The sequence below is a fragment of the Mycobacterium sp. MFM001 genome (assembly GCF_003402475.1).
Classification (GTDB): Bacteria; Actinomycetota; Actinomycetes; order Mycobacteriales; family Mycobacteriaceae; genus Mycobacterium.
In genome coordinates this window covers 143,253-165,338 of sequence record NZ_BFAB01000009.1, presented here as the reverse complement: position 1 = coordinate 165,338, position 22,086 = coordinate 143,253, and the positions used below count along the sequence as shown (strand labels likewise).

Sequence of the window (22,086 nt, the reverse complement as noted above, 5' to 3'; positions counted from 1 at the left end):
TACCACCACACCCGTCGCTGGAACCGCCTGGGCGCCGCGGTACTGGCCGCCGGCGCCATGTTGGTAGCCCCCAGCGCACTCCCGGCCGGCGTCCCGTCCGCCTCCGCAGTCGACTGCCCGGACGTCGAGGTGATCTTCGCCCGCGGGACCAGCGAGAAGCCCGGTGTCGGACGCGTCGGTCAGGCCTTGATCGACTCGTTGCGCCAGCAGACCGGGATGAACATCGACGCGTATGGGGTGAACTACCCGGCAGGCAAGTTGCAGTTGGGCGGCGGCGACGGCGCCAACGACACCATCAAACGGGTCAAAGACGTGGTGCAAGCCTGCCCGGACACCAAGATCGTGCTGGGCGGCTACTCGCAGGGCGCGTCGGTGATGGACATCGTGGCCGGGGTCCCGGTAGGAGGCCTGTCGTTCGGCAGCCCGCTGCCCGCCGAATACGCCGACAAGATCACCGCGCTTGCCACCTTCGGCAATATCGCCGACCGGTCGGGCAGCCCGATTTCCGCCCAGAGCGCACTGCTGGGTTCCAAGGCCATCGACCTGTGCAACCCCGGCGACCCGATCTGCCACGCCGGCCCGGGCAACGAGTGGAGCGACCACACCGACGGTTACGTGCCCACCTACACCACCCAGGCGGCGACGTTCATCGCGGCCAGACTGTTGGCCGGCCAGCAACATATGCAACCCGAGGTGCACATCAATTAGACCGGCTAATATCGGGCTATGAGTTTCCGCCCGATAGGCCGGTGGCTACCGGTGCTCGCCGCGTTGCTTGTCGCAGCGGCGTTGGTGACTGTGCCCGCACCCGCCGCGTCGGCGGCGTCCTGTTCGGATGTCCAGCTGGTGTTCGCCCGGGGCCGCCTGGAGCCGCCCGGGCCCGGGCAGATCGGCAACGCGCTGCTCAGCGCGCTGCGGTCCCGGGTGCCCAACAAGAACATCGGTCTGTACGCCGTCAACTACGCCGCGAACACCGACGTGCAACGGGGTGCCAACGACATGAGCGGCCACATTCAGTACATGGCCGACAACTGCCCCGACACTCGGCTGGTGCTCGGCGGCTACTCGCTCGGTGCTGCCGTCACTGACGTGGTCCTCGCGGCTCCCGGCCCGATGTTCGGCTTCGAAAACCCCCTGCCGCCTGGCGTGGACCAGCACGTCGCCGCAGTCGCGTTGTTCGGCAACGGAAGTCAATGGGTGGGGCCCATCACAAACTTCAACCCCACCTACAACGACCGGACCATCGAGCTGTGCCACGGCGACGATCCGATCTGCAACCCGGCCGACCCGAAGACCTGGCAAAACAACTGGCCTCAGCACCTGGCGCCGGCGTACATCCAGGCCGGCATGGTCAACCAAGCCGCCGACTTCGTCGCCGGCAAGCTCTGAGCTCAGTCGCGCGACCGCAGGTCGCGGGTCACCAGGGTCCGCGCCTGCAGTTCGTCATCAGGCGGGTAATCCACGCCGATCAGCGTCAAACCCTGCGGCGGCGCGGCCGCGAAGTCGCTGGACCGGCGCGTCGCGGCGAGCAGGCCGCGGCACCACTCGGGGCTGCGCCGGTGTTCGCCGACGGCCAGTAGTGCCCCGACCAGTGACCGCACCATCGACCAGCAGAAGGCATCGGCGCTGACGTGGGCGGTGACCAGATCGCCGTCGCGGGACCAGTCGAGCCGCTGCAGATCGCGGATCGTGGTGGCGCCCTCGCGCTGACGGCAGAACGCGGCAAAGTCGTGCAGCCCCAACAGGTTTCGCGACGCCCGCGTCATCGCGTCCACATCCAGCGGCCGCGGCCACCCTGTCACAAACCGGGCCTGCAGCGGATCCACCCCGTACGGCGCCGTGGAAAGCCGGTAGACGTAGTGCCGCCGCAGCGCCGAGAAACGGGCGTCGAAACCGACTGGGGCACGGCGGATATCGCGTACCCGGACATCGGCGGGCACCAACCGGCCCAGCCGTCGCACCAGCGGCACGAATTCCGGCTCGGCCGAACGCCGCGTGCGCGGATAGGCATTGGGCAGCGCATCGGCCGGGACGTCGGCATGAGCCACCTGCCCGGTGGCGTGCACGCCGGTGTCGGTACGTCCGGCCGCGCGAAGCCGCACCGGGGCGCGGAACACCGTCGACAGCGCCTCGTCGAGCACACCGGCCACCGTTCGTTGACCCGCCTGCACCGCCCACCCCGCGAAATCCGTTCCGTCATAGGCGATGTCGAGCCGCAGACGAACGTGCCCGCCACCGGTGTCGGTGGCGGGCACGTCCACAGGGTCGTCAGGACTCGTCGGCGTCGGCCTTGGCTTCATCGTCCTCGACAGGCGCCTCGACCGCCTCCGCGGCCTCGGCGTCGGGACCAACCGCAGCCTCCGGCTCGACCGCGGCCTGCGGCGCGGCGGCCGCCGCCACAGGCGCAGCCTTCGATGCGGCTGCCCGACGGGCCCGGTTGGCTTCCGAGGTCACCGTCTTCTCCTGCACCAGCTCGATCACCGCCATCGGGGCGTTGTCGCCTTGGCGTGCCTCGACTTTGATGATGCGGGTGTAGCCGCCGTTGCGGTCGGCGAAGTGCGGCCCGATCTCGGCGAACAGGGTGTGCACCACGTCCTTGTCGCGGATCTTCTTGAGCACCTCGCGCCGGTTGTGCAGCGTGCCTTTTTTGGCGTGGGTGATCAGCTTCTCGGCGTACGGCCGCAACGCCCGCGCCTTGGGCTCGGTCGTCTTGATCCGGCCGTGCTCGAACAGCGCCGTGGCCAGGTTGGCCAGGATCGCCTTCTGGTGCGACGACGACCCGCCGAGGCGACGGCCCTTGGTGGGCTTGGGCATTGGGACTCCTTGGTTAGTGCAGGCTGCTTAGAGCTGTTCGGTTTCGGCGTAGTCCTGGTCGTCGTAGCCGGCATCGTTGGACCAGGTGCCGGTGGCCACGTCGTAGCCCGCCACCTCGGACGGGTCGAAGTGGGCCGGGCTGTCCTTGAGCGACAGGCCCAGTTGGTGCAGCTTGACCTTGACCTCGTCGATGGACTTCTGGCCGAAGTTGCGGATGTCCAGCAGGTCGGACTCGGTACGCGACACCAGCTCACCGACGGTGTGCACGCCCTCGCGCTTGAGGCAGTTGTAGGAGCGCACGGTCAGATCCAGGTCGTCGATCGGCAGCGCGAACGACGCGATGTGGTCGGCCTCGGCCGGCGACGGCCCAATCTCGATGCCTTCGGCCTCGACGTTGAGTTCGCGTGCCAGACCGAACAATTCGACCAGCGTCTTACCGGCCGACGCCAGCGCGTCCCGCGGGGTGATCGAGTTCTTGGTCTCGACGTCCAGGATCAGCTTGTCGAAGTCGGTGCGCTGCTCGACGCGGGTGGCGTCCACCTTGTAGGTGACCTTGAGCACCGGCGAGTAGATGGAATCGACTGGGATGCGGCCGATTTCGGCGCCTGATGCCTTGTTCTGCACGGCCGGCACGTAGCCGCGGCCACGCTCGACGACGAGCTCCACCTCGAGCTTGCCCTTGTCGTTCAGCGTCGCGATGTGCATGTCGGGGTTGTGCACGGTGACACCGGCCGGCGGCACGATGTCTCCGGCGGTGACCTCACCCGGACCCTGCTTGCGCAGGTACATGGTCACGGGCTCGTCCTCCTCCGAGGACACCACCAGGCTCTTGAGGTTCAGGATGATGTCGGTGACGTCTTCCTTGACACCGGGCACGGTGGTGAACTCGTGCAGCACACCGTCGATGCGGATGCTGGTGACCGCAGCGCCGGGAATCGACGACAGCAGCGTGCGCCGCAGCGAGTTGCCCAGCGTGTAGCCGAATCCCGGCTCCAGCGGCTCGATGACGAACTGCGAACGGTTTTCGCTGATGGTCTCTTCGGACAGGGTGGGTCGCTGTGAGATCAGCATGGTGTTTCTTCTTCTCCTTCTCGGCACCCGCTATTTGATGCCGTTCAGACCTGTATCGGTTGATACAGGGGGTACTACTTCGAGTAGAACTCGACGATCAGCTGCTCGGTGAGCGGGATGTCGATCTGAGCCCGCTCCGGCAGTTGGTGGATCAGGATGCGCTGACGCTCGCCGACCACCTGCAGCCAGCTGGGGATCGGACGGTCGCCCGCGGTCTCGCGCGCGATCTGGAACGGCAGCGTGTTCAGCGACTTGTCCTTGATGTCGATGATGTCGTACTGCGACACCCGGTAGCTCGGGATGTTCACGCTGACGCCGTTGACCAGGAAGTGGCCGTGGCTGACCAGCTGACGGGCCATCCGACGGGTCCGAGCCAGCCCGGCGCGATAGACGACATTGTCCAGCCGGCTTTCCAGGATCTGCAGCAGCTCCTCGCCGGTCTTGCCGGGACGGCGGACCGCCTCTTCGTAGTAGCGGCGGAACTGCTTTTCCATCACGCCGTAGGTGAAGCGCGCCTTCTGCTTCTCCTGCAGCTGCAGCAGGTATTCGCTTTCCTTGATCCGCGCGCGGCCGTGCTGGCCGGGCGGGTAGGGCCGCTTCTCGAATGCTTGATCCCCGCCGACCAGGTCGGTGCGCAACCGACGCGACTTGCGAGTGACGGGTCCGGTGTAGCGAGCCATGACTAAACCCTCCGACGCTTGGGTGGACGGACACCGTTGTGCGGCTGCGGGGTGACGTCCGAGATCGCGCCGACCTCCAGGCCCGCGGCTTGCAGCGACCGGATGGCGGTCTCCCGGCCCGAACCCGGGCCCTTGACGAACACGTCGACCTTGCGCACGCCGTGCTCTTGGGCCTTGCGGGCGGCGTTCTCGGCGGCCAGCTGAGCGGCGAACGGCGTCGACTTACGCGAGCCCTTGAAGCCGACGTGGCCTGACGACGCCCAGGCGATCACGTTGCCCTGCGGGTCGGTGATGGTCACGATCGTGTTGTTGAACGTGCTCTTGATGTGGGCCGCGCCGTGCGGAACGTTCTTCTTTTCCCGCCGCCGGGTCTTTTGACCCTTCTTCGCTGCGGCGGCCTTCTTTGCGGGTGGCATGGGTTACCTGGCCTTCTTCTTGCCTGCGATGGTGCGCTTGGGGCCCTTGCGGGTACGCGCATTGGTCTTGGTGCGCTGGCCGCGCACCGGCAGGCCGCGGCGGTGCCGCAGGCCCTGGTAGCAGCCGATCTCGATCTTGCGGCGGATGTCGGCCTGCACCTCACGGCGCAAGTCACCCTCGATCTTGAGGTTGGCCTCGATGTAGTCGCGCAGGTGGGTCAGCTGTTCGTCGGTGAGGTCTTTGGTACGCAGATCCCGGTCGATGCCGGTAGCGGCCAGAATCTCGTTCGACCGGGTACGGCCGATGCCGTAGATGTAGGTCAGCGCGACCTCCATGCGCTTGTCGCGCGGAAGGTCCACGCCCACTAGACGTGCCATAAGTGGCGTTCCTCTTTCTTCGCGGAGGTCTGATCCCAGTCCGTTCCCGGCCAACTGCTCCGGGGCCCGGCCTCCGTTCCGGGCGTGGATGAGCGGCCTATCCGCTCAGTGGTGCTGGGAGGTCTGCATTCAGTTGTGTGTGGCTCAGCCTTGGCGCTGCTTGTGCCGCGGATCGGAGCAGATCACCATGACCCGCCCATGCCGGCGGATCACCCTGCACTTGTCGCAGATCGGCTTGACGCTCGGGTTCACCTTCACGGCTGTTTCGATCCTGTTCTGTCTTCTCGCTGGTCGGATAGTTCGGGCTTGGTCACTTGTACCGGTACACGATGCGGCCCCGGGACAGGTCGTAGGGCGACAGCTCCACTACCACCCGGTCCTCGGGCAGGATGCGGATGTAGTGCTGCCGCATCTTGCCGCTGATGTGGGCGAGCACCTTGTGGCCGTTTTCCAGCTCAATGCGGAACATCGCATTGGGCAGGGGCTCGACCACGCGGCCCTCGACCTCGATGGCACCGTCCTTCTTGGCCATAACCTTCCAGGGATTCTCGTCTTGGGTTCGGTCGGGTATCCGCCCGAATCGGCGCAGCATTCGCTCGACTCAAAACGTGGGCCGATGTTAGGAAATTCCGCAAATTCCTAGGACAGGGCACGCAAAAAGCCGGCGCGGATGACGCACCGTTGCTCCACGATACCCGCATTGCCGCGCTGCGCCAAAATGCTTGACCAGCGGAATAGCAGCCGTCCCGCGTCAGGTTCCACACACCATGACTGACGCAGCAGCAAGCAAACCAAACCTCGGCCGTTTCGGGTCGTTCGGCCGCGGTGTCACCCCCCAGCAGGCCAAGGAAATCGAGGCCCTGGGCTATGGCGCCGTGTGGGTGGGCGGCTCGCCGCCGGCCGAGCTGGACTGGGTGGAGCCCATCCTGGCGCAGACGACGACGCTGCAGGTGGCGACCGGCATCGTCAACATCTGGACGGCGCCGGCCAAGCCGGTGGCCGAGTCATTCCACCGCATCGACAAGGCCTACCCGGGCCGCTTCCTGCTGGGTATTGGCGTGGGCCACCCCGAGGCCCACACCGAGTACCGCAAGCCCTACGACGCGCTGGTGGAGTACCTGGACCGCCTCGACGACTACGGCGTGCCCGCCGAGCGCCGAGTGGTCGCCGCGCTGGGGCCGCGGGTGCTGGGCCTGTCGGCCCAACGCAGCGCCGGCGCCCATCCCTACCTGACCACGCCCGAACACACCGCACACGCCCGCGAACTGATCGGCCCGTCGGCGTTCCTGGCGCCCGAACACAAGGTGGTGCTCACCACCGACGCCGAGGAGGCGCGGGCGGTCGGGCGCAAGGCCCTCGACATCTACCTCAACCTGGCCAACTACCTGAACAGCTGGAAGCGGCTGGGCTTCACCGACGACGACATCGCCCGCCCGGGCAGCGACCGCCTGGTCGACGCCGTCGTCGCCTACGGCACCCCGGACGCGATCGCCGCCCGGCTGGGCGAACACCTCGACGCCGGCGCCGACCACGTCGCTGTGCAGGTGCTGACCCGACCTGAGAAGCTGGTGCCGGCGCTGGCCGAACTCGCCGGCGCGCTCGGACTGAACCCCGCCTGACCGAAGGACCTACATGACCGAGGCCGTTTCGCTCAAACCCGACCTGGGCCGCTACGGCGTGTGGCTGGGCACCCGCACCCTCTCCCCCGACCTCGCGGAGCAGATCGAATCGCTGGGCTACGGCGCGGCCTGGGTCGGCGGATCGCCCGACGCCGACCTTTCGTGGGTGGAACCGGCGCTGGCCGCAACCAGTGCGCTGCAGCTGGCCACTGGGATCGTCAACATCTGGTCGTCACCGGCCGCGACCGTCGCCGAGTCCTACCAGCGCATCGAAAAGGCCTATCCGGGACGGTTTCTGCTCGGCATCGGCGTCGGCCACCCCGAGCACACCCAGGAGTATCAAAAGCCCTACGACGCGCTGGTGAGCTACCTCGACGAACTCGACGCGGCAACGGTGCCGACCAGCCGGCGGGTGATCGCGGCGCTGGGCCCCAAGGTGCTGCGGCTGGCCGCCCAGCGCAGTGCCGGCGCTCATCCGTATCTGACCACGCCCGAACACACCGCACACGCCCGCGAACTCGTCGGCAACACGGTGTTTCTGGCGCCCGAACACAAGGTGGTGCTGGGCACCGACGCGGCGGAGGCCCGCCGGATCGGCCGCAAGAGCGTCGGCTTCTACCTGCGGTTGAGCAACTACGTGAACAACTGGCGCCGGCTGGGATTCACCGAGAGCGACGTGCGCGAGCCGGGCAGCGACAAGCTGATCGACGCGCTGGTGGCCTACGGGACGCCCGATGCCATCGCCGCCCGCCTCGACGAACATCTGCAGGCCGGCGCCGACCACGTGGCGATCCAGGTTCTGACCAAGCCCGACAATCTGGTGCCGGCGTTGACCGAACTCGCCGCCGCACTGGGACTGTCAGCCAAAAGTTGATCCGGCTGCTGGGCTGCACCTAATTGCCCGGCTCCTCCTCGGGCCTTGCGCGGCCCGCATCGTCGTCGGGCTAGGGTTTTAGACCATGCGGCTGCTGGTCACCGGCGGCGCCGGGTTCATCGGCGCCAACTTCGTGCACAGCACGGTGCGCGAGCATCCCGACGACACGGTGACGGTGCTCGACGCGCTGACTTATGCGGGCAGCCGCGAATCGCTTGCTCCGGTCGAAAACGAGATCCGACTGGTGCAGGGCGATATCACGGATGCCGAGCTGGTTTCCCGGCTGGTCGCCGAGGCCGACGCGGTAGTGCATTTCGCCGCGGAGACCCACGTCGACAACGCGCTCGCCGACCCCGAGCCGTTCTTGCGCACCAACGTGATCGGGACGTACACCATTCTCGAGGCGGTGCGACGCCACGGTGTGCGGCTGCACCACGTCTCGACCGACGAGGTCTACGGCGATCTCGGACTCGACGACCCACACCGCTTCACCGAGTCCACGCCCTACAACCCGTCCAGCCCGTACTCGGCCACCAAGGCCGGCGCCGACATGCTGGTGCGGGCCTGGGTGCGCTCCTACGGTGTGCGAGCGACGATCTCGAACTGCTCCAACAACTACGGGCCCTACCAGCACGTGGAGAAGTTCATCCCGCGCCAGATCACCAACGTGCTGACCGGGCGACGTCCCAAGCTGTACGGCGCCGGGGCCAACGTCCGGGACTGGATTCACGTCGACGACCACAACGCCGCGGTGCGGCGAATCCTCGAAGGCGGCCAGATCGGTCGCACCTACCTGATCGGCGCCGACGGCGAGCGCGACAACCTCTCGGTGCTGCGGACGATACTGGAGATGATGGGACACCGACCCGACGACTTCGACCACGTGATCGACCGCGCCGGCCACGACCTGCGCTACGCGATTGATCCCACCCAGATGCACGACGAATTATGTTGGTCGCCAAAGCATACCGATTTCGAGGACGGCTTGCGTGCCACCATCGACTGGTACCGTGACAACGAATCATGGTGGGGTCCGTTGAAAGACGCCGTCGAGGCGCGATACCAACAGCGCGGTCAGTGACATGAAGGCACGCGAACTCGACATCCCGGGCGCGTGGGAGATCACCCCAGCGGTGCACGGCGATTCCCGCGGAATGTTCTTCGAGTGGCTGACCGACCGCGAATTCACCGCGTTCGCGGGTCACCGCCTGAATGTCATGCAGGCCAACTGTTCTGTCTCGTCGGCGGGGGTGTTGCGCGGGCTGCACTTCGCGCAGCTGCCGCCCAGCCAGGCCAAGTACGTGACCTGCCTGTCCGGCTCGGTATTCGACGTCGTCGTCGACATCCGGGTCGGCTCACCGACATTCGGGCGCTGGACGTCGGCAGTGCTCGACGACCAGGACCGCAAGTCGGTGTACATCTCCGAAGGGCTGGCCCACGGATTCCTTGCACTGCAGGACAACTCGACGGTGATGTACTTGTGCTCCGCGGAGTACAACCCGCAACGCGAGCACACCATCCTGGCTACCGACCCGGCAGTCGGAATCGACTGGCCGGGTGGTTACGAGCTGGTGCTGTCCGAAAGAGATGCGGCCGCACCGACTCTCGAGGAGGTCAGTGCCTCCGGCTTGCTGCCCACCTGGGAAGCGACACAGGCTTTCGTCGAGGGCCTGCGGGCCAACACTTAGGATCCGTTTTCTTCCAAGCCCGCTCGTTCGACGGTCAACAGGCTTTCCGCTCGGTGTTCTTTCCAATAGGCTTCGGCTCCGCCGTTGAGCCCGAAGAGCCGTTTACTCCACAGCAGCCAGATCACCGCGACGACGTTGACCAGGAACGCGATGACGCGCAGCGTCGTCACCTTCTCTGTCAGCTCGTAGATTTCCAGCGGAAGGAACACACTGGTCGCGATCACCGCGAAATACTCGCCCCACCGGCGCACCAGCCACAAACCGACCGCCTCGACGAGCTCGATCAACGCATATGCGGTGAAGGCCACCGCGATCCATAGGAACGTCGACGACGACAGCGAAAACAGGTGCCCGATGTGGCGGACGATCTTGGAGTCGTCCGGGTTCCAGCCGAGCTGGTTGCCCAGCGGGCGAAGCAACGGAAGATCTTGCTCGAACGCCTGCTGCAACCGCTCGCGTGACCCGCGAACCTTGAGCACGCCGGCCGCCAACAGCAGAAAGACCACGGCACGGACCGCACGTTCGACGGCGAGCGCGCGCATCAGCGTGCGGTCCCGCAGCAATCGTCCGCGCGGGATCTCGGGCGCGGTATCCGCCGGACCGCTGCGGCGCGGCGGGCCGACGACAAACGTCTCGCACCGCAGGCAGCGCCATGCCTCTCCGGCCGGAGTCTCGGCCTTCAGGCGCTCCCGCAGCTTGGGCTCGTCGGGCGCAAATGTCGCGTGTCCGCGCAACCCGCACGAGCGCAGAGCGAAATCGACCATGTACGCACGCTAACGGTCACGGCGCGGGGCCCGCATGGCAATCTGACGATATGACGAGCACCGTCTTGGTCACCGGCGGCACCGGCACCCTGGGCCGCGTGGTGGTCGACCAACTCCTGACCGCCGACGCGAATGTCCGCGTTCTCAGCCGCGGGCGCCGTCCTCACCGTGCCGACGTCGAACACTTCACGGGCGACCTCCGGACCGGCGCCGGGCTCGACGCAGCGGTGTCCGGTGTCGACACGATCGTGCAATGCGCCGAGCACGTGGATCACCTGGTCGCCGCCGCCCAGCGAGCCGGTTCACCGCATCTGGTGTACACCTCCATCGTCGGGGTCGACCGCGTCCCGTTCGGGTTCTACCGGCGGAAGGTGGCCGACGAGCAGTTGGTCGCCACATCGGGTCTGCCGTGGACGGTGTTGCGGGCGACGCAGTTTCACGACTTGATCGCGGTGTTGCTGCGCTTCTTGGCCAAGTCGCCCGTCCTGGTGCTGCCGACCGGCTGGAGTTTCCAGCCGGTCGACGTGCGTGAGGTCGGGGACCGGCTCGCCCGGCTCGCGCTCGGCGAACCCGTCGGCAGGGCAGCGGATTTCGGTGGACCGCAAGTCCGCTCGCTTGCCGACCTCGCCCGAAGCTACCTTGCCATTGTTGGAAAGCGACGACTGATTGTCCCGGTGTGGCTGCCCGGCAAGGTGTTCCGGGCCTACCGCGCCGGCGGCCACCTGGCGCCCGACCACGCCGCGGGCACGGTCACCTTCGAGCAATACCTGACCGAGCAGCTGGCCGCGGGTCGCGTCCCCTACGCCGACGCCCTTCGTGCCTACCTGCCGCGGCCGCCTTGGCCTCGACCGCACTGAGCGGCGAGGCGGTGCGCACCACCCGTGTCATCCGGAAATCCGCCTGGCTGAGCAGGTCTCGATACTGGGCCGCGGTGCGTTCACGGCCTGCCAGATTCAACAGCATCTCCAGATCTGCCCACTTTCCGGGAAAGTCGCGGTCGTGGTCGGGGATGACCAATTCGATCAGCAGCACCGCGGCGTGAGACCCGGCCGCCGCGCGCACATTGCGCAGGATCTGCACCGCCTGCTCGTCGGGCCAGTCGTGAAGGATGTTCTTCAAGACGTAGATGTCGCCGCCACTCGGAATGCTGTCGAAGAACGAGCCGGTCACGATTCGTATCCGGTCGGCAATATTGCTCTGACACAACAGGTTAGGCGTTGACGCCACGACACCCGGCAGGTCGTACAGCACGCCGCGGGAGGCAGGCGCGGCTTGCATGATCGCGGCCAGCAGCTGGCCTTGTCCGCCGCCGACATCCACGATCGTCGGGTAGCGGCTGAAGTCGTAGCCGGCCACCACCGCCGCCGTCGTCAACTGCGAAATGCTTGTCATCGTGTGGTTGAACAGCTCGGCTTGTTCAGGATGATCGGCGAAGTAGTCGAAGCTGCCGGTGCCGTGCAACGCCGGGACGACGGCACTGCCGGTTCGCACCGAATCCGCCAGCAGGGTCCAGCGTTGTCGCTGTTCGGCCGACCCGTAGAACTGCGCAGCGCAGGCCATCGACACGGGCGCCGCCGAACGCAGGGTACCGGCAAGGGAATTCAGCGCGTAGCGGCCGTCGCGGCAACGACGGAAGATGCCCCGGCTGATCAATGCCCGCAGCAACCGCTGCAGCGCGTCGGCGTCGGCACCCACCCGCGCCGCCAACTCATCGATCGGCAGCGGACCCTCCGTTAGGGCGTCGGCGACGCCGAGTTGGGCGGCCACCGTGATCGCTTGCGACGTCCACGCCGCGATGAGCATCTCCAGCATCGCCGCCGGCGCGGGTATCAGTCGTTGGTGGATTCGGTAGAGATGGTGGCGAATCCATTCGACGATGCGGGCCAGCCCGGCCGGCGGCACCATGGTGCTCGTCACCCCCGCAGCCCGGCGGCCACAGCGCTGGCCTCGAGCTCGCGGCTGATCGCGACGGACATCCGGTGATGACTGACCGAACGCAGAAACGTTGCCAGCGCCCAGGTCATCAACCGATCCGAGATCATCGCAGCCGGCCGCAGCAGCGCCTCGCTGCGCGATACCTGTTGCGTGGTCACCCACGACACGGCCTGGACCTTGCGCCGCCTGGTGTTCTCATACCAGCGCAGCGCGTTTGGGGCGTGGTGGAATTCGCGCAAAGCCTTACGCAGCACCATCGTGTCGAGCAGGGCCTGATTGGTGCCCTGCGCAAGCGTGGGCGGCATCGTGTGCGCGGCGTCGCCGAGCAAGGTCACCGCGCCGCGGCCGGCGCCCGGAATGGGGTGGCGAAAGTGCGGGAACGGTGAACGGGCCAGGTCGTCGTCGGTCAACGTCGCCAGCAGGCGGTCGACCACGTCGGACCAACCGGTGAAATGAGACCGGATCATCTCGATCGGCCGTTGCGGCCGGGCGAAGTCCGCCGACCACGGCAGGTCGAACCACCACTGCACGGCGAAGCCGCCGGCCGGCCACAGGCCGAGATTTCCATGCGGACCGATCATCATCAGCGCGACGCGGCCCTCGGCGACCTCAGGAAGGCTGGCCAAACCCTGCCAGCTGCACCACCCGGTCGGCGTCGCCGGTCGCGCGCCGACGAGACGCCGAATTGTCGAGTGCAGGCCATCGGCGCCGATGACCACGTCGCCCACCGCCGAGTTGCCGTCGTCGAAATCGATCCGCACCCCGCTCGGCGTCTCGACCACTTCGACTGCCCGGGCGCCGCATCGGATGCGTTCGACCGGGAAGCCGTCCAGCAGCCGTTGCAGCAACACCCGGCGCGGAACCATCCGCACGGGTGCGCCCAGCCGGTCCTCGATGGTTGTCAGGTCCAAGGTGGCGATGGCGCGGCCCGTCGCGGTCAGGACCCGCACGGTGGAGAGCAGCTGGCCGGCGCCGTCCATGTCGACGCCCAGCTGCTCGAGAACCGTTGCGCCATTGGACCATATCGTCACCGCACCGCCACCGGCGGACACGTCGGGCCGCTGTTCGAACACGGTGACGTCATGTCCGTCGCGCACCAGTCCCCGGGCAACGGAAATCCCGCCGACACCGGCGCCGACAACCAGAACCCGCAGCGGCCGATGCATCACCTCAGTCCTCGACGTGGCGCTCGTAGTCCCAACGTTCAAGGCGCGCTTGCAGCTTCACCAGGCCCAGCCCGGCGATCGGCGCCCCGGCCGACAGGTAGACCATCAACAACTGACTCATGCTGCTTACACGGTGAACGTCGCCGAGAAGTTCACCGCGGCCGGGGGTCAGCCTCCGCGCAGCGCGACGAGCTGGCGCATGTCGGCCAGACCTTGTTCCTGCGCGTCGCTGAGGAAGGCCGGCAGCGGCGCCCGCACTTCGGGCAGCACCTCGTGGTCGATGAGGGCCTGCAACGCTGCTTCCTTGCCGTTGCGGCCGGCCTGGTTGTCGACTTCCTGACGACCCAACGGCGTTGAGTAGTCGTAGAGTTCGCGCTCGATCTGCCTTGTCGTGTCGATTTCCATGCCGCCGGGATTCCAGTACGAGTACATGCTCAGCTTGGCGTCCGGGGTCCGCACCGCCACGATGTGATTTGGCGCGGACGTGGGAATGTTGGTCGGCAAGTCGGCTCCGCCGAACACCGCCCGGATTTGCGGGGACTTCAGCAGGGTGGCCATCTCCTCGACCGACATGTCGTCGGTGACATGCGCAATCCACGGCCGGCCCCGCTCCGCTGGATTGCGCGCGATCGCGGCAAGGTCCGCGCGGGCCGCCAAATAGGAGTACCGGGGTTCGGTGCGCCAGCCGTTGCCCCCGTACCCGATCGTCAACAGCAGCGGGGCCAGGTCCACGCTTGAGGTCAACTGCCTGCGGGTGTCGCCCGGTTTGGGTGTGAGATGTCCGTGTGGGTCGCGAATGTACAGCGGTACCCGGATCGACTCCTCGTAGGCAGCGGCACCCTTGCCGCGCAAACCGTGCGAGCCGCCGTACTCGCCGTGGTCGGAGGTGAAGACGACGACGGTGTTGCACTCGATGTCGGGGCGTGACGCGAGTTTGTCGAGCACTCTGCCGATCTGGGTGTCGACCTGCTGCTGGAGCCACAGGTACATGTCCAGGCAGCGCGCCCACTGCCGCGCCAGGTCCGGCCCGGAGTACGGCAGCGTGCCGGTCATCAGCGGCGACATGAAGTTGAGGTAGTCGATCTGCAGTTGCGGCTTACCGCGCCGGCGCAGATCGTCGGGTGTTTCGAAGTTGACCGGTGCCGCGTCGAACCAATGCGGAACATCCTCGGGCAGCGGGTTTTTCGGCCACCAGCAGATGTCGTGCGGGTTGACCAGCGACACGGTGGTGCACCAGGGCCCGTTGCCGGCGTTGGCGTCGAACCAGCCGGAGAACTGATCTACGATTCCGGGATCCTTGTGCAGGCCCTGACTGGGTGAACCGTTCGGTGACGGATACGTGCCGCCGGAAAAGCCGTGTTCCTCAAGGCCTTCGGGTGTGGTGTCGCCCGAATGCCCCAGGTGCCACTTGCCCCACCACCAGGTCCGGTAGCCCTGCTCACGCAGCATGGTGCCCCAGGTCGGAAACCGGGGCGCCAGCGTCGACTCGCTCAGTCCCTCACCGGTGAACAGACATCCGGTCTGATGGGAATACAGCCCGGTGGTCATCACACCGCGCGACGGCGTGCACATGTTCGACGCGGTGTAGTGCGACTCGAACGACACGCTGCTGCGTTGCAACCGGCCGAGATTGGGCAACAGGGTGTGGAGCTGCTGGGGCGCAGGGAACCACTGCGGTGCCCGCATCTGGTCCACGACGATCACCAGGATGTTGGGCTTGTTTCCGCCACCGCTCACCGACTCGCTCCGGCCGGGCTTGCGCAGGAACTCGTATCCGCCGAATCCCGCCGCGGCGGCCCCCGCCGCCATCGCAGCACCCGTGAGTACCTTGCGTCGATTGATCGAAGCCATGCCATCAATCTAGATCTAGATCCGGGCGCGAACGGCACCTTGCCACCCCGTCCCGTCGATACTAGGATGTCCTAGTATCCACTTTTTGCATATTCGTAAGGGCACCCCATGACCGCACAGATTCCGCACTTCCTCGATGGCCGGCGCAGTGCCGGGCAGTCCGGGCGCACTGCCGAGGTGTTCGATCCGAACACCGGGCAGGTGCAGGCGCTGGTCCCCATGGCCGGCAAGGCCGACGTCGACGCCGCGGTCGCTTCGGCCGCGGAAGCACAGAAGGGCTGGGCGGCGTGGAATCCGCAGCGCCGCGCCCGGGTGATGATGCGGTTCATCGAATTGGTCAACGAGCATGTCGACGAACTTGCCGAGATGCTGTCGCTCGAGCACGGCAAGACGCTGGCCGATTCCCGCGGCGACATCCAGCGCGGCATCGAGGTGATCGAGTTCTGCATCGGGATCCCGCACCTGCTCAAGGGCGAGTACAGCGAGGGCGCCGGCCCCGGCATCGACGTGTATTCGCTGCGCCAGCCGTTGGGCGTCGTCGCCGGCATCACCCCGTTCAACTTCCCGGCGATGATTCCGCTGTGGAAGGCCGGGCCCGCGCTGGCATGCGGAAATGCGTTTATTCTCAAGCCTTCTGAGCGCGACCCGTCGGTGCCGGTGCGGCTGGCCGAGTTGTTCGTCGAGGCGGGCCTGCCGCCCGGGGTGTTCCAGGTGGTGCACGGCGACAAGGAAGCCGTCGACGCCATCTTGACCCACCCGGACATCGCTGCGGTCGGCTTCGTCGGCAGCTCCGATATCGCCCAGTACATCTACGCCGGAGCCACCGCCGCCGGCAAGCGTGCGCAGTGCTTCGGCGGCGCGAAGAACCACATGATCGTGATGCCGGATGCCGACCTGGACCAGGCGGTGGACGCGTTGATCGGTGCCGGCTACGGCAGCGCGGGCGAGCGCTGCATGGCGATCAGCGTCGCCGTGCCGGTCGGCGAGCAGACCGCAGACCGCTTGCGCGCCAGGCTGATCGAGCGCGTCAACAACCTTCGGGTCGGCCACAGCCTCGACCCGAAGGCCGACTACGGCCCGCTGGTCACCGGCGCCGCACTGAACCGGGTGCGCGACTACATCGGCCAGGGCGTGTCCGCCGGCGCCGAACTCGTCGTCGACGGGCGTGAGCGCGCCAGCGATGACCTGTCGTTCGGGGACGCCAACCTGGAGAGCGGGTTTTTCATCGGGCCCACGCTGTTCGACCGCGTCACCCCGGAGATGTCGATCTACACCGACGAGATCTTCGGACCGGTGCTGTGCATCGTGCGGGCGCACGATTACGAAGAGGCCCTGCGGCTGCCGTCCGAGCACGAATACGGCAACGGCGTCGCGATTTTCACCCGCGACGGCGACACCGCCCGCGACTTCACCTCCCGGGTGCAGGTCGGCATGGTCGGGGTCAACGTGCCCATCCCGGTGCCGGTGGCCTACCACACGTTCGGCGGCTGGAAGCGCTCCGGCTTCGGGGACCTCAACCAGCACGGGCCTGCGTCGATCCAGTTCTACACCAAGGTCAAGACCGTCACATCGCGCTGGCCGTCGGGCATCAAGGACGGCGCCGAATTCGTCATCCCGACAATGAAGTAGCTCGGCGATGCAATTCTTCGGTCTGGACGACGACGAGCGCGAGATCGCCGAGACGGCGGCGGCTTTCGCCGAGAAGCGCCTTGCCCCGCATGCGTTGGAATGGGATGCCTCCCAACACTTCCCGGTCGACGAGCTGAGGGAGGCGGCGCAGCTCGGGATGGCGGCGATCTACTGCCGCGACGACGTCGGGGGCAGCGCATTGCGCCGACTCGACGGGGTGCGGATCTTCGAGCAGCTCGCCATCGCCGACCCGACCACGGCGGCGTTCCTGTCCATCCACAACATGTGCGCGTGGATGGTCGACACGTTCGGCACCGCCGAGCAGCGCAAGAGCTGGGTGCCGCGGCTGGCGTCGATGGACGTCATCGCCAGCTACTGTCTGACCGAGCCCGGCGCCGGATCGGATGCCAGCGCGCTGCGCACCCGCGCCGTCAAGAACGGCTCCGACTACGTGCTCGACGGCGTCAAGCAGTTCATCTCCGGCGCGGGCGCCTCGGATGTGTACGTGGTGATGGCGCGCACCGGGGCGGAGGGACCGCGCGGGATATCGGCCTTCATCGTCGAAAAGGGCAGTGCCGGACTGAGTTTCGGTGCCCACGAGCAGAAGATGGGGTGGAACGCGCAGCCCACCGCGCAAGTGGTGCTGGAAGGCGTGCGGGTGCCGGCCGACGCGATGCTCGGCGGCCCGGACGGCGAAGGTGCCGGTTTCTCGATCGCGATGAACGGGCTCAACGGCGGCCGGATCAACATCGCGGCGTGCTCGCTCGGCGGGGCGCAGGCCGCGTTCGACAAGGCCGCGTCCTATCTGCGTGAGCGCCAGGCGTTCGGATCCCCGCTGCTCGACGAGCCCACCATCCGGTTCACGCTGGCCGACATGGCGACTGCGCTTCAGACTTCGCGAATGATGTTGTGGCGCGCGGCGACAGCGCTGGATGACGATGCCGACGACAAGGTCGAGCTGTGCGCGATGGCCAAGCGGTACGTCACCGACTCCTGTTTCGACGTCGCCGACAAAGCCCTGCAGTTGCACGGCGGCTACGGCTATCTGCGCGAGTATGGTCTGGAGAAGATCGTGCGCGATCTGCGGGTGCATCGCATCCTGGAAGGGACGAACGAGATCATGCGGGTGGTCATCGGCCGCGCCGAGGCCGCCCGGGTCCGCGCCGGCACGTAGGAGGGCTGGATGTCAACGGTGGCGTTCCTGGGGCTTGGCCACATGGGCGGGCCGATGTCGGCGAATCTTGTTGCCGCCGGCCATACCGTGCGGGGTTTCGACCCGGTGCCCGCCGCATCGGCCGCCGCGGCCGACAAGGGCGTGACGGTGTTCGACAGCGCCGCAGCCGCGGTGGCCGACGCCGAGGTCGTCATCACGATGCTGCCCAACGGCGATGCGGTCAAGCGCTGTTACGCCGACATCCTGCCGGCAGCGACCGAAGGTGCGCTGTTCATCGACAGCTCGACGATTTCCGTCGACGACGCACGTGATGTGCATGCGCTGGCCGGTTCGCATGGCTTCGCCCAGCTCGACGCACCGGTCTCCGGCGGGGTGGCCGGCGCCGTCGCCGGCACGCTCGCATTCATGGTCGGCGGCGATTCGCAGGCGCTAGAGCAGGCACGCTCTGTGCTGGAACCTATGGCGCGCAAAATCATTCATTGCGGCGACGCCGGCGCCGGGCAGGCCGCCAAGGTCTGCAACAACATGGTGTTGGCCGTGCAGCAGATCGCGATCGGTGAGGCGTTCGTGTTGGCCGAAAAGCTCGGCCTTTCAGCGCAATCGCTCTTCGACGTCATCACCGGCGCCACTGGCAACTGTTGGGCCGTGCACACCAACTGCCCGGTACCTGGGCCGGTGCCGACGTCGCCGGCCAACCACGACTTCAAGCCCGGTTTCGCGACCGCCCTGATGAACAAGGACCTTGGGCTGGCGATGGATGCGATCGCGTCGACCGGCGCCACGGCGCCGATGGGCACCCACGCGGCGCAGATCTACGCCGAGTTCGCAGTCGACAACGCCGACAAGGACTTCAGCGCGGTCATCGAGATGCTGCGCGACTGAGTCCCTGGCCGTGCCGTCGCCGTCGCGAAACAGAAACTATGGTCGCGATCCGGCCGCGTCCACAGCCCTGGCTTCTGTCTCGCGACAGGTCCCGACGCGTTTTTGGCGGATCCACCAGTGGCGGTGCAGCCGCTGGCAGCCATCGGCAGACTCCTGGCCGCCGGTATAGCCGTTCGTGACGACCGTAGTGGGCAACCCGGCGGCCATCGCCGCATGGAACCCACGATCCGAACCCGCGAACGCCAACGCGCTCTCTGGCGTTATCCCCAGCTCCCACAACGCCAACCGGTACAGTTCGGCGTCGCGGCCGGGCCGAGCCACATCGTCAACGGTGACAATGGTTTCGACGAGCCCGTCGCCGACCAGTTGGCGGACCAACGGCTCGACCCGTTCCCGACGGCCGGGGCTCACCACGCCGACCCAGATACCTGCGACGAACAAATCCATGACCAGGTCAACGAGACCGTCCCTCGGCTCACGTTTGCGGTCTGCAATGGCATCCAAGTCGAAGATCACCGCACGCAGCGGATGGACGTCGGCGTCGACCGCGGGGGCGCGGTCCCACCAGAACGTCCGGGCAGGACGTGTCACCGTGGTCTGCACGCCCATAGCGTGCCCGGCGGCCAGTCGTCTGGGCCTCCCCCATTAGGGGGATTGGCGTGGCGAATTGTGCTTAGGGTGGTGGCCATGGCGGCTCCAGTGCGGCTTGTGCTGGTCGACGACCACGAAATGGTCATCGAGGGGCTCAAGGCGATGCTGGCCGCGTTCAAGGACAGGGTGCAGGTGGTCGGGCAGGCGATCGGCGCGGAGCGGGCGGTCAGCGTGATCGACGAACTGCAGCCCGACGTCGTGCTGTGCGACGTGCGCATGCAGGGCTCCAGCGGCCTCGACCTGTGCCTGGAGCTGCGCGAACGGCAGCCCGACCGCAAGGTCGTGATGCTGTCGGTGTACGACGACGAGCAGTACCTGTTCCAGGCGTTGCGGGTCGGGGCGTGCGGCTACCTGCTGAAGAGCATCAGCAGCGACGAGTTGGTGCGCCAGCTGGAGTTGGCGCACAGCGGGGAAACGGTGATCGACCCCGGGATGGCGGCCCGCGCGGCCGACACGGCGGCGCGGTTGCAGCGCAACGAGTTCTGGCCCGGCGCGCGCCAAGGTTTGACGCAACGCGAAAGCGAGATCCTGTCGTACATGGTGAGTGGGCTGTCCAATCGAGGGATCGCCAACAAACTCGTCATCGGCGAGGAAACCGTCAAGAGCCACCTGCGCTCGATCTACCGCAAGCTCGGTGTTGCCGACCGCACCGGCGCGGTGGCCACGGCGCTCCGCGAAGGCATCTACCAATGACCGAGCGCCGTCGCCCGTCGAACGCAGTGCGCGATCTGGTCGACGCCGACCGGGAATTGGTGCTGCTGCGCGAGCTCATCCAGGCCGCCTCCAGCGGACCCGCAGTGGAACCACTGGCCGCCGCTGCCGCGCGGATGATCACCGCCGCCACCGGGACCGACGTGTGTTTCGTGCACGTGCTCGACGACACCGACCGCTCCCTGACGCTGGCAGGCGCGACGCCGCCGTTCGACGGCCAGGTGGGAAAGATCCGGCTGCCGCTGGGCTCCGGCATTTCCGGTTGGGTGGCCCGCCACCGCGAACCCGTCGTGATCACTCACGACAAGGAAGCCGACCCGCGGTACTTGCCGATCCAGTCGCTGCGCGGACGCGACTTCACGTCGATGGTGTCGGTGCCGATGGAAACCGACCCGGGCGGACTCGTCGGGGTGCTCAACGTGCATACCGTCGAGCGACGCGAATTCACCGACGGCGACGTCGAATTGCTGCGTGTCATCGGCCGGTTGATCGCCGGGGCGTTGCATCAGGCGCGGCTGCATCGCCAGCTGGTGGCGCGCGAACGCGCCCACGAGTTGTTCGTCGAGCAGGTGATCGAGGCGCAGGAGATCGAACGTCGGCGGCTGGCCGGTGACATCCACGACGGCATCTCGCAGCGGCTGATCACGCTGTCCTACCGGCTGGATGCCGCGGCGCGGGCCGTCGGCGACGATCCGGTGGAGGCTTCCGAGCAGGTCGACGAGGCCCGCCAACTGGCCCGGCTGACACTGGAAGAGGCCCGCGCCGCGATCAGCGGGCTGCGCCCGCCGGTGCTCGACGACCTCGGGCTGGCCGGCGGGCTGGCGAGCCTGGCCCGCTCGGTGCCGGACCTGGATCTCGAGCTCGACCTGTCCGATACCCGGCTGCCCGAGCACATCGAGCTCGCGCTGTACCGCATCGCGCAGGAGGGCTTGCAGAACATCGTCAAACACGCGGGTGCGACGACGGCGCGGCTCCGCTTCGCTGTACACGACGACACCGCCCGGCTCGAAATCGTCGATGACGGAGTGGGTTTCGACACGTTCGAGAATCCGCTGGGCGGCGACGAGATGGGCGGCTACGGGGTGCTGTCGATGGCCGAGCGAGCCGAGCTGGTCGGCGGGCGGCTCAACATCCGGTCGCGCCCCGGCGCCGGCACTGCGGTCACCGCGACGATCCCGCTGCCCTCCCCCTCCGCGCGAGCGTGCGTGTCCCCGGCCGACACGCCGGAGTAACAACCGGGTTTGCGAACTCTCGCGGCAAGAAGTGCCACTAGAAGTCGCCGGCGTTGTGGCGCAACGTTTCGATCGACGACACCAGTGCCTGCGATTCCTCCTCGGACATCCCGATATCGCCGAACACCTGCTCGTTGAGCGTGACCGTGGCGTCTTCGACGGTCGAGCGGCCGAGGTCGGTGATCTGCACCAGCGTTGTGCGCCCGTCGGTGGGGTGCGGCACCCGCTGCACCAGCCCGTCGGCCTCCAGTCGGCGGATCGCGTGGGTGACGCTGGTGACGTGGACTTGCAGCAGGTCGGACGCCTTGGTGATCGGCAGCGCCCCGGTGCGGCTGAACGCCAGCAGCCGCAGCAACTCGTACCGCGAAAAGCTCAGATCGTAGGGGCGCAACGCATTCTCGACGCGGGCCAGCAGGATCTGGTGGGCCCGCATCACCGACGTCACCGCGACCATGCCCTGCGCGACGTCGCCCCAGCCGGCGCGCTCCCAGTTGGCCCGCGCAGCGGCGATCGGGTCGCGGTTGTCGGAGCTCGAAGCGGCCACGCCCTTT

At 67.3% G+C, this 22,086-nt stretch carries 26 protein-coding genes; 12 read left to right on the top strand and 14 right to left on the bottom strand.

Annotated elements, in window-relative coordinates; translation table 11 throughout:
• Nucleotides 1–57: 57 nt before the first annotated feature.
• Both MFM001_RS17010 and MFM001_RS17005 read left to right on the top strand, forming a co-directional pair.
• Complete coding sequence (locus MFM001_RS17010; protein ID WP_116376466.1) at nucleotides 58–708, top strand: cutinase family protein; 651 nt, start codon at nucleotides 58–60, stop codon at nucleotides 706–708.
• A gap of 18 nt (nucleotides 709–726) precedes the next feature.
• The gene (locus MFM001_RS17005) at nucleotides 727–1,389 is read left to right on the top strand and encodes a cutinase family protein (protein ID WP_116376436.1); all 663 of its coding nucleotides are present in this window, start codon (nucleotides 727–729) and stop codon (nucleotides 1,387–1,389) included.
• A 2-nt stretch (nucleotides 1,390–1,391) separates the two neighbouring features.
• Here MFM001_RS17005 and truA read toward each other — a convergent pair whose 3' ends face one another.
• From truA to infA, 8 genes are all read right to left on the bottom strand, one after another.
• Nucleotides 1,392–2,300, bottom strand: a complete 909-nt coding sequence (gene truA, locus MFM001_RS17000) for a tRNA pseudouridine(38-40) synthase TruA (RefSeq protein ID WP_116376435.1) — start codon at nucleotides 2,298–2,300, stop codon at nucleotides 1,392–1,394.
• Entirely contained in the window at nucleotides 2,269–2,814 is a 546-nt protein-coding gene (rplQ, locus tag MFM001_RS16995; RefSeq protein WP_116376434.1) for a 50S ribosomal protein L17, read from the bottom strand. The genes truA and rplQ overlap by 32 nt, the downstream gene beginning before the upstream one ends.
• 27 nt (nucleotides 2,815–2,841) lie before the next feature.
• Nucleotides 2,842–3,885, bottom strand: coding sequence for a DNA-directed RNA polymerase subunit alpha (locus tag MFM001_RS16990; RefSeq protein WP_083130092.1), 1,044 nt, complete (start codon nucleotides 3,883–3,885; stop codon nucleotides 2,842–2,844).
• A 74-nt stretch (nucleotides 3,886–3,959) separates the two neighbouring features.
• Nucleotides 3,960–4,565, bottom strand: coding sequence for a 30S ribosomal protein S4 (rpsD, locus tag MFM001_RS16985; RefSeq protein WP_116376433.1), 606 nt, complete (start codon nucleotides 4,563–4,565; stop codon nucleotides 3,960–3,962).
• Between the two features lie 2 nt (nucleotides 4,566–4,567).
• Nucleotides 4,568–4,981, bottom strand: a complete 414-nt coding sequence (rpsK, locus tag MFM001_RS16980) for a 30S ribosomal protein S11 (protein WP_067378322.1) — start codon at nucleotides 4,979–4,981, stop codon at nucleotides 4,568–4,570.
• A 3-nt stretch (nucleotides 4,982–4,984) separates the two neighbouring features.
• On the bottom strand, nucleotides 4,985–5,359 hold the full coding sequence (gene rpsM / locus MFM001_RS16975; protein WP_116376432.1) for a 30S ribosomal protein S13: 375 nt from the start codon (nucleotides 5,357–5,359) through the stop codon (nucleotides 4,985–4,987).
• Nucleotides 5,360–5,503: 144 nt separating this feature from the next.
• Complete coding sequence (rpmJ, locus tag MFM001_RS16970) at nucleotides 5,504–5,617, bottom strand: 50S ribosomal protein L36 (protein ID WP_003879483.1); 114 nt, start codon at nucleotides 5,615–5,617, stop codon at nucleotides 5,504–5,506.
• Nucleotides 5,618–5,669: 52 nt separating this feature from the next.
• Nucleotides 5,670–5,891 carry a translation initiation factor IF-1 gene (infA, locus tag MFM001_RS16965; protein WP_003418601.1) on the bottom strand — a complete coding sequence of 74 codons (222 nt, stop codon included), beginning with the start codon at nucleotides 5,889–5,891 and terminating at the stop codon, nucleotides 5,670–5,672.
• A gap of 235 nt (nucleotides 5,892–6,126) precedes the next feature.
• On the opposite strand from infA, the gene MFM001_RS16960 reads away from it, so the two are divergent.
• The 4 genes from MFM001_RS16960 to rfbC all read left to right on the top strand — a co-directional run bounded on the left by MFM001_RS16960 (nucleotide 6,127) and on the right by rfbC (nucleotide 9,540).
• Nucleotides 6,127–6,978 (top strand): LLM class F420-dependent oxidoreductase, encoded by an 852-nt coding sequence (locus tag MFM001_RS16960; RefSeq protein ID WP_116376431.1) that lies wholly within the window; start codon nucleotides 6,127–6,129, stop codon nucleotides 6,976–6,978.
• 13 nt (nucleotides 6,979–6,991) lie between these two features.
• The gene (locus MFM001_RS16955; protein ID WP_116376430.1) at nucleotides 6,992–7,852 is read left to right on the top strand and encodes an LLM class F420-dependent oxidoreductase; all 861 of its coding nucleotides are present in this window, start codon (nucleotides 6,992–6,994) and stop codon (nucleotides 7,850–7,852) included.
• 85 nt (nucleotides 7,853–7,937) lie between these two features.
• Complete coding sequence (rfbB, locus tag MFM001_RS16950) at nucleotides 7,938–8,933, top strand: dTDP-glucose 4,6-dehydratase (protein ID WP_116376429.1); 996 nt, start codon at nucleotides 7,938–7,940, stop codon at nucleotides 8,931–8,933.
• A 1-nt stretch (nucleotide 8,934) separates the two neighbouring features.
• Nucleotides 8,935–9,540 (top strand): dTDP-4-dehydrorhamnose 3,5-epimerase, encoded by a 606-nt coding sequence (rfbC, locus tag MFM001_RS16945; RefSeq protein ID WP_116376428.1) that lies wholly within the window; start codon nucleotides 8,935–8,937, stop codon nucleotides 9,538–9,540.
• On the opposite strand, the gene MFM001_RS16940 is transcribed toward rfbC, so the two are convergent.
• The gene (locus MFM001_RS16940; protein WP_116376427.1) at nucleotides 9,537–10,304 is read right to left on the bottom strand and encodes a DUF2127 domain-containing protein; all 768 of its coding nucleotides are present in this window, start codon (nucleotides 10,302–10,304) and stop codon (nucleotides 9,537–9,539) included. The genes rfbC and MFM001_RS16940 overlap by 4 nt on opposite strands.
• A 50-nt stretch (nucleotides 10,305–10,354) precedes the next feature.
• Between MFM001_RS16940 and MFM001_RS16935 the strand changes: the two genes are divergently transcribed.
• Nucleotides 10,355–11,161, top strand: coding sequence for an SDR family oxidoreductase (locus tag MFM001_RS16935; RefSeq protein WP_116376426.1), 807 nt, complete (start codon nucleotides 10,355–10,357; stop codon nucleotides 11,159–11,161).
• On the opposite strand, the gene MFM001_RS16930 is transcribed toward MFM001_RS16935, so the two are convergent.
• The 3 genes from MFM001_RS16930 to MFM001_RS16920 form a co-directional block, all read right to left on the bottom strand.
• Nucleotides 11,055–12,209: a methyltransferase gene (locus tag MFM001_RS16930; RefSeq protein WP_116376465.1), complete on the bottom strand. Its 1,155-nt coding sequence runs from the start codon at nucleotides 12,207–12,209 to the stop codon at nucleotides 11,055–11,057. The two genes, MFM001_RS16935 and MFM001_RS16930, sit on opposite strands and share 107 nt — an antisense overlap.
• An 8-nt stretch (nucleotides 12,210–12,217) precedes the next feature.
• Nucleotides 12,218–13,405 carry an NAD(P)/FAD-dependent oxidoreductase gene (locus MFM001_RS16925; RefSeq protein WP_116376464.1) on the bottom strand — a complete coding sequence of 396 codons (1,188 nt, stop codon included), beginning with the start codon at nucleotides 13,403–13,405 and terminating at the stop codon, nucleotides 12,218–12,220.
• A 168-nt stretch (nucleotides 13,406–13,573) separates the two neighbouring features.
• On the bottom strand, nucleotides 13,574–15,256 hold the full coding sequence (locus MFM001_RS16920; protein WP_116376425.1) for a sulfatase-like hydrolase/transferase: 1,683 nt from the start codon (nucleotides 15,254–15,256) through the stop codon (nucleotides 13,574–13,576).
• A 108-nt stretch (nucleotides 15,257–15,364) separates the two neighbouring features.
• On the opposite strand from MFM001_RS16920, the gene MFM001_RS16915 reads away from it, so the two are divergent.
• The 3 genes from MFM001_RS16915 to mmsB are packed head-to-tail and all read left to right on the top strand — an operon-like array spanning nucleotide 15,365 to nucleotide 18,941.
• Entirely contained in the window at nucleotides 15,365–16,885 is a 1,521-nt protein-coding gene (locus tag MFM001_RS16915; protein ID WP_116376424.1) for a CoA-acylating methylmalonate-semialdehyde dehydrogenase, read from the top strand.
• A gap of 7 nt (nucleotides 16,886–16,892) precedes the next feature.
• Nucleotides 16,893–18,059 (top strand): acyl-CoA dehydrogenase family protein, encoded by a 1,167-nt coding sequence (locus MFM001_RS16910; protein WP_116376423.1) that lies wholly within the window; start codon nucleotides 16,893–16,895, stop codon nucleotides 18,057–18,059.
• A gap of 9 nt (nucleotides 18,060–18,068) precedes the next feature.
• Nucleotides 18,069–18,941, top strand: a complete 873-nt coding sequence (gene mmsB / locus MFM001_RS16905) for a 3-hydroxyisobutyrate dehydrogenase (RefSeq protein ID WP_116376422.1) — start codon at nucleotides 18,069–18,071, stop codon at nucleotides 18,939–18,941.
• A 36-nt stretch (nucleotides 18,942–18,977) separates the two neighbouring features.
• Here the strand turns inward: mmsB and MFM001_RS16900 are convergent, their stop codons facing one another.
• Nucleotides 18,978–19,550 carry an HAD family hydrolase gene (locus MFM001_RS16900; RefSeq protein ID WP_116376421.1) on the bottom strand — a complete coding sequence of 191 codons (573 nt, stop codon included), beginning with the start codon at nucleotides 19,548–19,550 and terminating at the stop codon, nucleotides 18,978–18,980.
• A 78-nt stretch (nucleotides 19,551–19,628) separates the two neighbouring features.
• Between MFM001_RS16900 and MFM001_RS16895 the strand changes: the two genes are divergently transcribed.
• Nucleotides 19,629–20,285 (top strand): response regulator transcription factor, encoded by a 657-nt coding sequence (locus tag MFM001_RS16895; RefSeq protein WP_192886970.1) that lies wholly within the window; start codon nucleotides 19,629–19,631, stop codon nucleotides 20,283–20,285.
• A complete protein-coding gene (locus MFM001_RS16890) occupies nucleotides 20,282–21,535 on the top strand; it encodes a GAF domain-containing sensor histidine kinase (protein WP_116376420.1) in 1,254 nt (417 codons plus the stop codon). Before MFM001_RS16895 ends, MFM001_RS16890 begins: the two co-directional genes overlap by 4 nt.
• Before the next feature lie 37 nt (nucleotides 21,536–21,572).
• Here MFM001_RS16890 and MFM001_RS16885 read toward each other — a convergent pair whose 3' ends face one another.
• Nucleotides 21,573–22,079, bottom strand: a complete 507-nt coding sequence (locus MFM001_RS16885) for a MarR family winged helix-turn-helix transcriptional regulator (protein ID WP_116376419.1) — start codon at nucleotides 22,077–22,079, stop codon at nucleotides 21,573–21,575.
• Between the last annotated feature and the right edge of the window lie 7 nt (nucleotides 22,080–22,086).

Bases quoted from the DNA above. Each gene is read 5' to 3' on its own strand.
- truA (WP_116376435.1), bottom strand. From the start codon at position 2,300: ATGAAGCCAAGGCCGACGCCGACGAGTCCTGACGACCCTGTGGACGTG.
- MFM001_RS16915 (WP_116376424.1), top strand. From the start codon at position 15,365: ATGACCGCACAGATTCCGCACTTCCTCGATGGCCGGCGCAGTGCCGGG.
- MFM001_RS16900 (WP_116376421.1), bottom strand. From the start codon at position 19,550: ATGGGCGTGCAGACCACGGTGACACGTCCTGCCCGGACGTTCTGGTGG.
- rpsD (WP_116376433.1), bottom strand. From the start codon at position 4,565: ATGGCTCGCTACACCGGACCCGTCACTCGCAAGTCGCGTCGGTTGCGC.
- MFM001_RS16925 (WP_116376464.1), bottom strand. From the start codon at position 13,405: ATGCATCGGCCGCTGCGGGTTCTGGTTGTCGGCGCCGGTGTCGGCGGG.
- MFM001_RS16940 (WP_116376427.1), bottom strand. From the start codon at position 10,304: ATGGTCGATTTCGCTCTGCGCTCGTGCGGGTTGCGCGGACACGCGACA.
- MFM001_RS16910 (WP_116376423.1), top strand. From the start codon at position 16,893: ATGCAATTCTTCGGTCTGGACGACGACGAGCGCGAGATCGCCGAGACG.
- MFM001_RS16890 (WP_116376420.1), top strand. From the start codon at position 20,282: ATGACCGAGCGCCGTCGCCCGTCGAACGCAGTGCGCGATCTGGTCGAC.
- rfbC (WP_116376428.1), top strand. From the start codon at position 8,935: ATGAAGGCACGCGAACTCGACATCCCGGGCGCGTGGGAGATCACCCCA.
- rpsM (WP_116376432.1), bottom strand. From the start codon at position 5,359: ATGGCACGTCTAGTGGGCGTGGACCTTCCGCGCGACAAGCGCATGGAG.
- MFM001_RS16895 (WP_192886970.1), top strand. From the start codon at position 19,629: ATGGCGGCTCCAGTGCGGCTTGTGCTGGTCGACGACCACGAAATGGTC.
- MFM001_RS16960 (WP_116376431.1), top strand. From the start codon at position 6,127: ATGACTGACGCAGCAGCAAGCAAACCAAACCTCGGCCGTTTCGGGTCG.
- MFM001_RS16990 (WP_083130092.1), bottom strand. From the start codon at position 3,885: ATGCTGATCTCACAGCGACCCACCCTGTCCGAAGAGACCATCAGCGAA.
- MFM001_RS17010 (WP_116376466.1), top strand. From the start codon at position 58: ATGTTGGTAGCCCCCAGCGCACTCCCGGCCGGCGTCCCGTCCGCCTCC.
- rfbB (WP_116376429.1), top strand. From the start codon at position 7,938: ATGCGGCTGCTGGTCACCGGCGGCGCCGGGTTCATCGGCGCCAACTTC.
- MFM001_RS16955 (WP_116376430.1), top strand. From the start codon at position 6,992: ATGACCGAGGCCGTTTCGCTCAAACCCGACCTGGGCCGCTACGGCGTG.
- MFM001_RS17005 (WP_116376436.1), top strand. From the start codon at position 727: ATGAGTTTCCGCCCGATAGGCCGGTGGCTACCGGTGCTCGCCGCGTTG.
- rplQ (WP_116376434.1), bottom strand. From the start codon at position 2,814: ATGCCCAAGCCCACCAAGGGCCGTCGCCTCGGCGGGTCGTCGTCGCAC.
- MFM001_RS16920 (WP_116376425.1), bottom strand. From the start codon at position 15,256: ATGGCTTCGATCAATCGACGCAAGGTACTCACGGGTGCTGCGATGGCG.
- MFM001_RS16930 (WP_116376465.1), bottom strand. From the start codon at position 12,209: ATGGTGCCGCCGGCCGGGCTGGCCCGCATCGTCGAATGGATTCGCCAC.
- MFM001_RS16935 (WP_116376426.1), top strand. From the start codon at position 10,355: ATGACGAGCACCGTCTTGGTCACCGGCGGCACCGGCACCCTGGGCCGC.
- infA (WP_003418601.1), bottom strand. From the start codon at position 5,891: ATGGCCAAGAAGGACGGTGCCATCGAGGTCGAGGGCCGCGTGGTCGAG.
- rpsK (WP_067378322.1), bottom strand. From the start codon at position 4,981: ATGCCACCCGCAAAGAAGGCCGCCGCAGCGAAGAAGGGTCAAAAGACC.
- mmsB (WP_116376422.1), top strand. From the start codon at position 18,069: ATGTCAACGGTGGCGTTCCTGGGGCTTGGCCACATGGGCGGGCCGATG.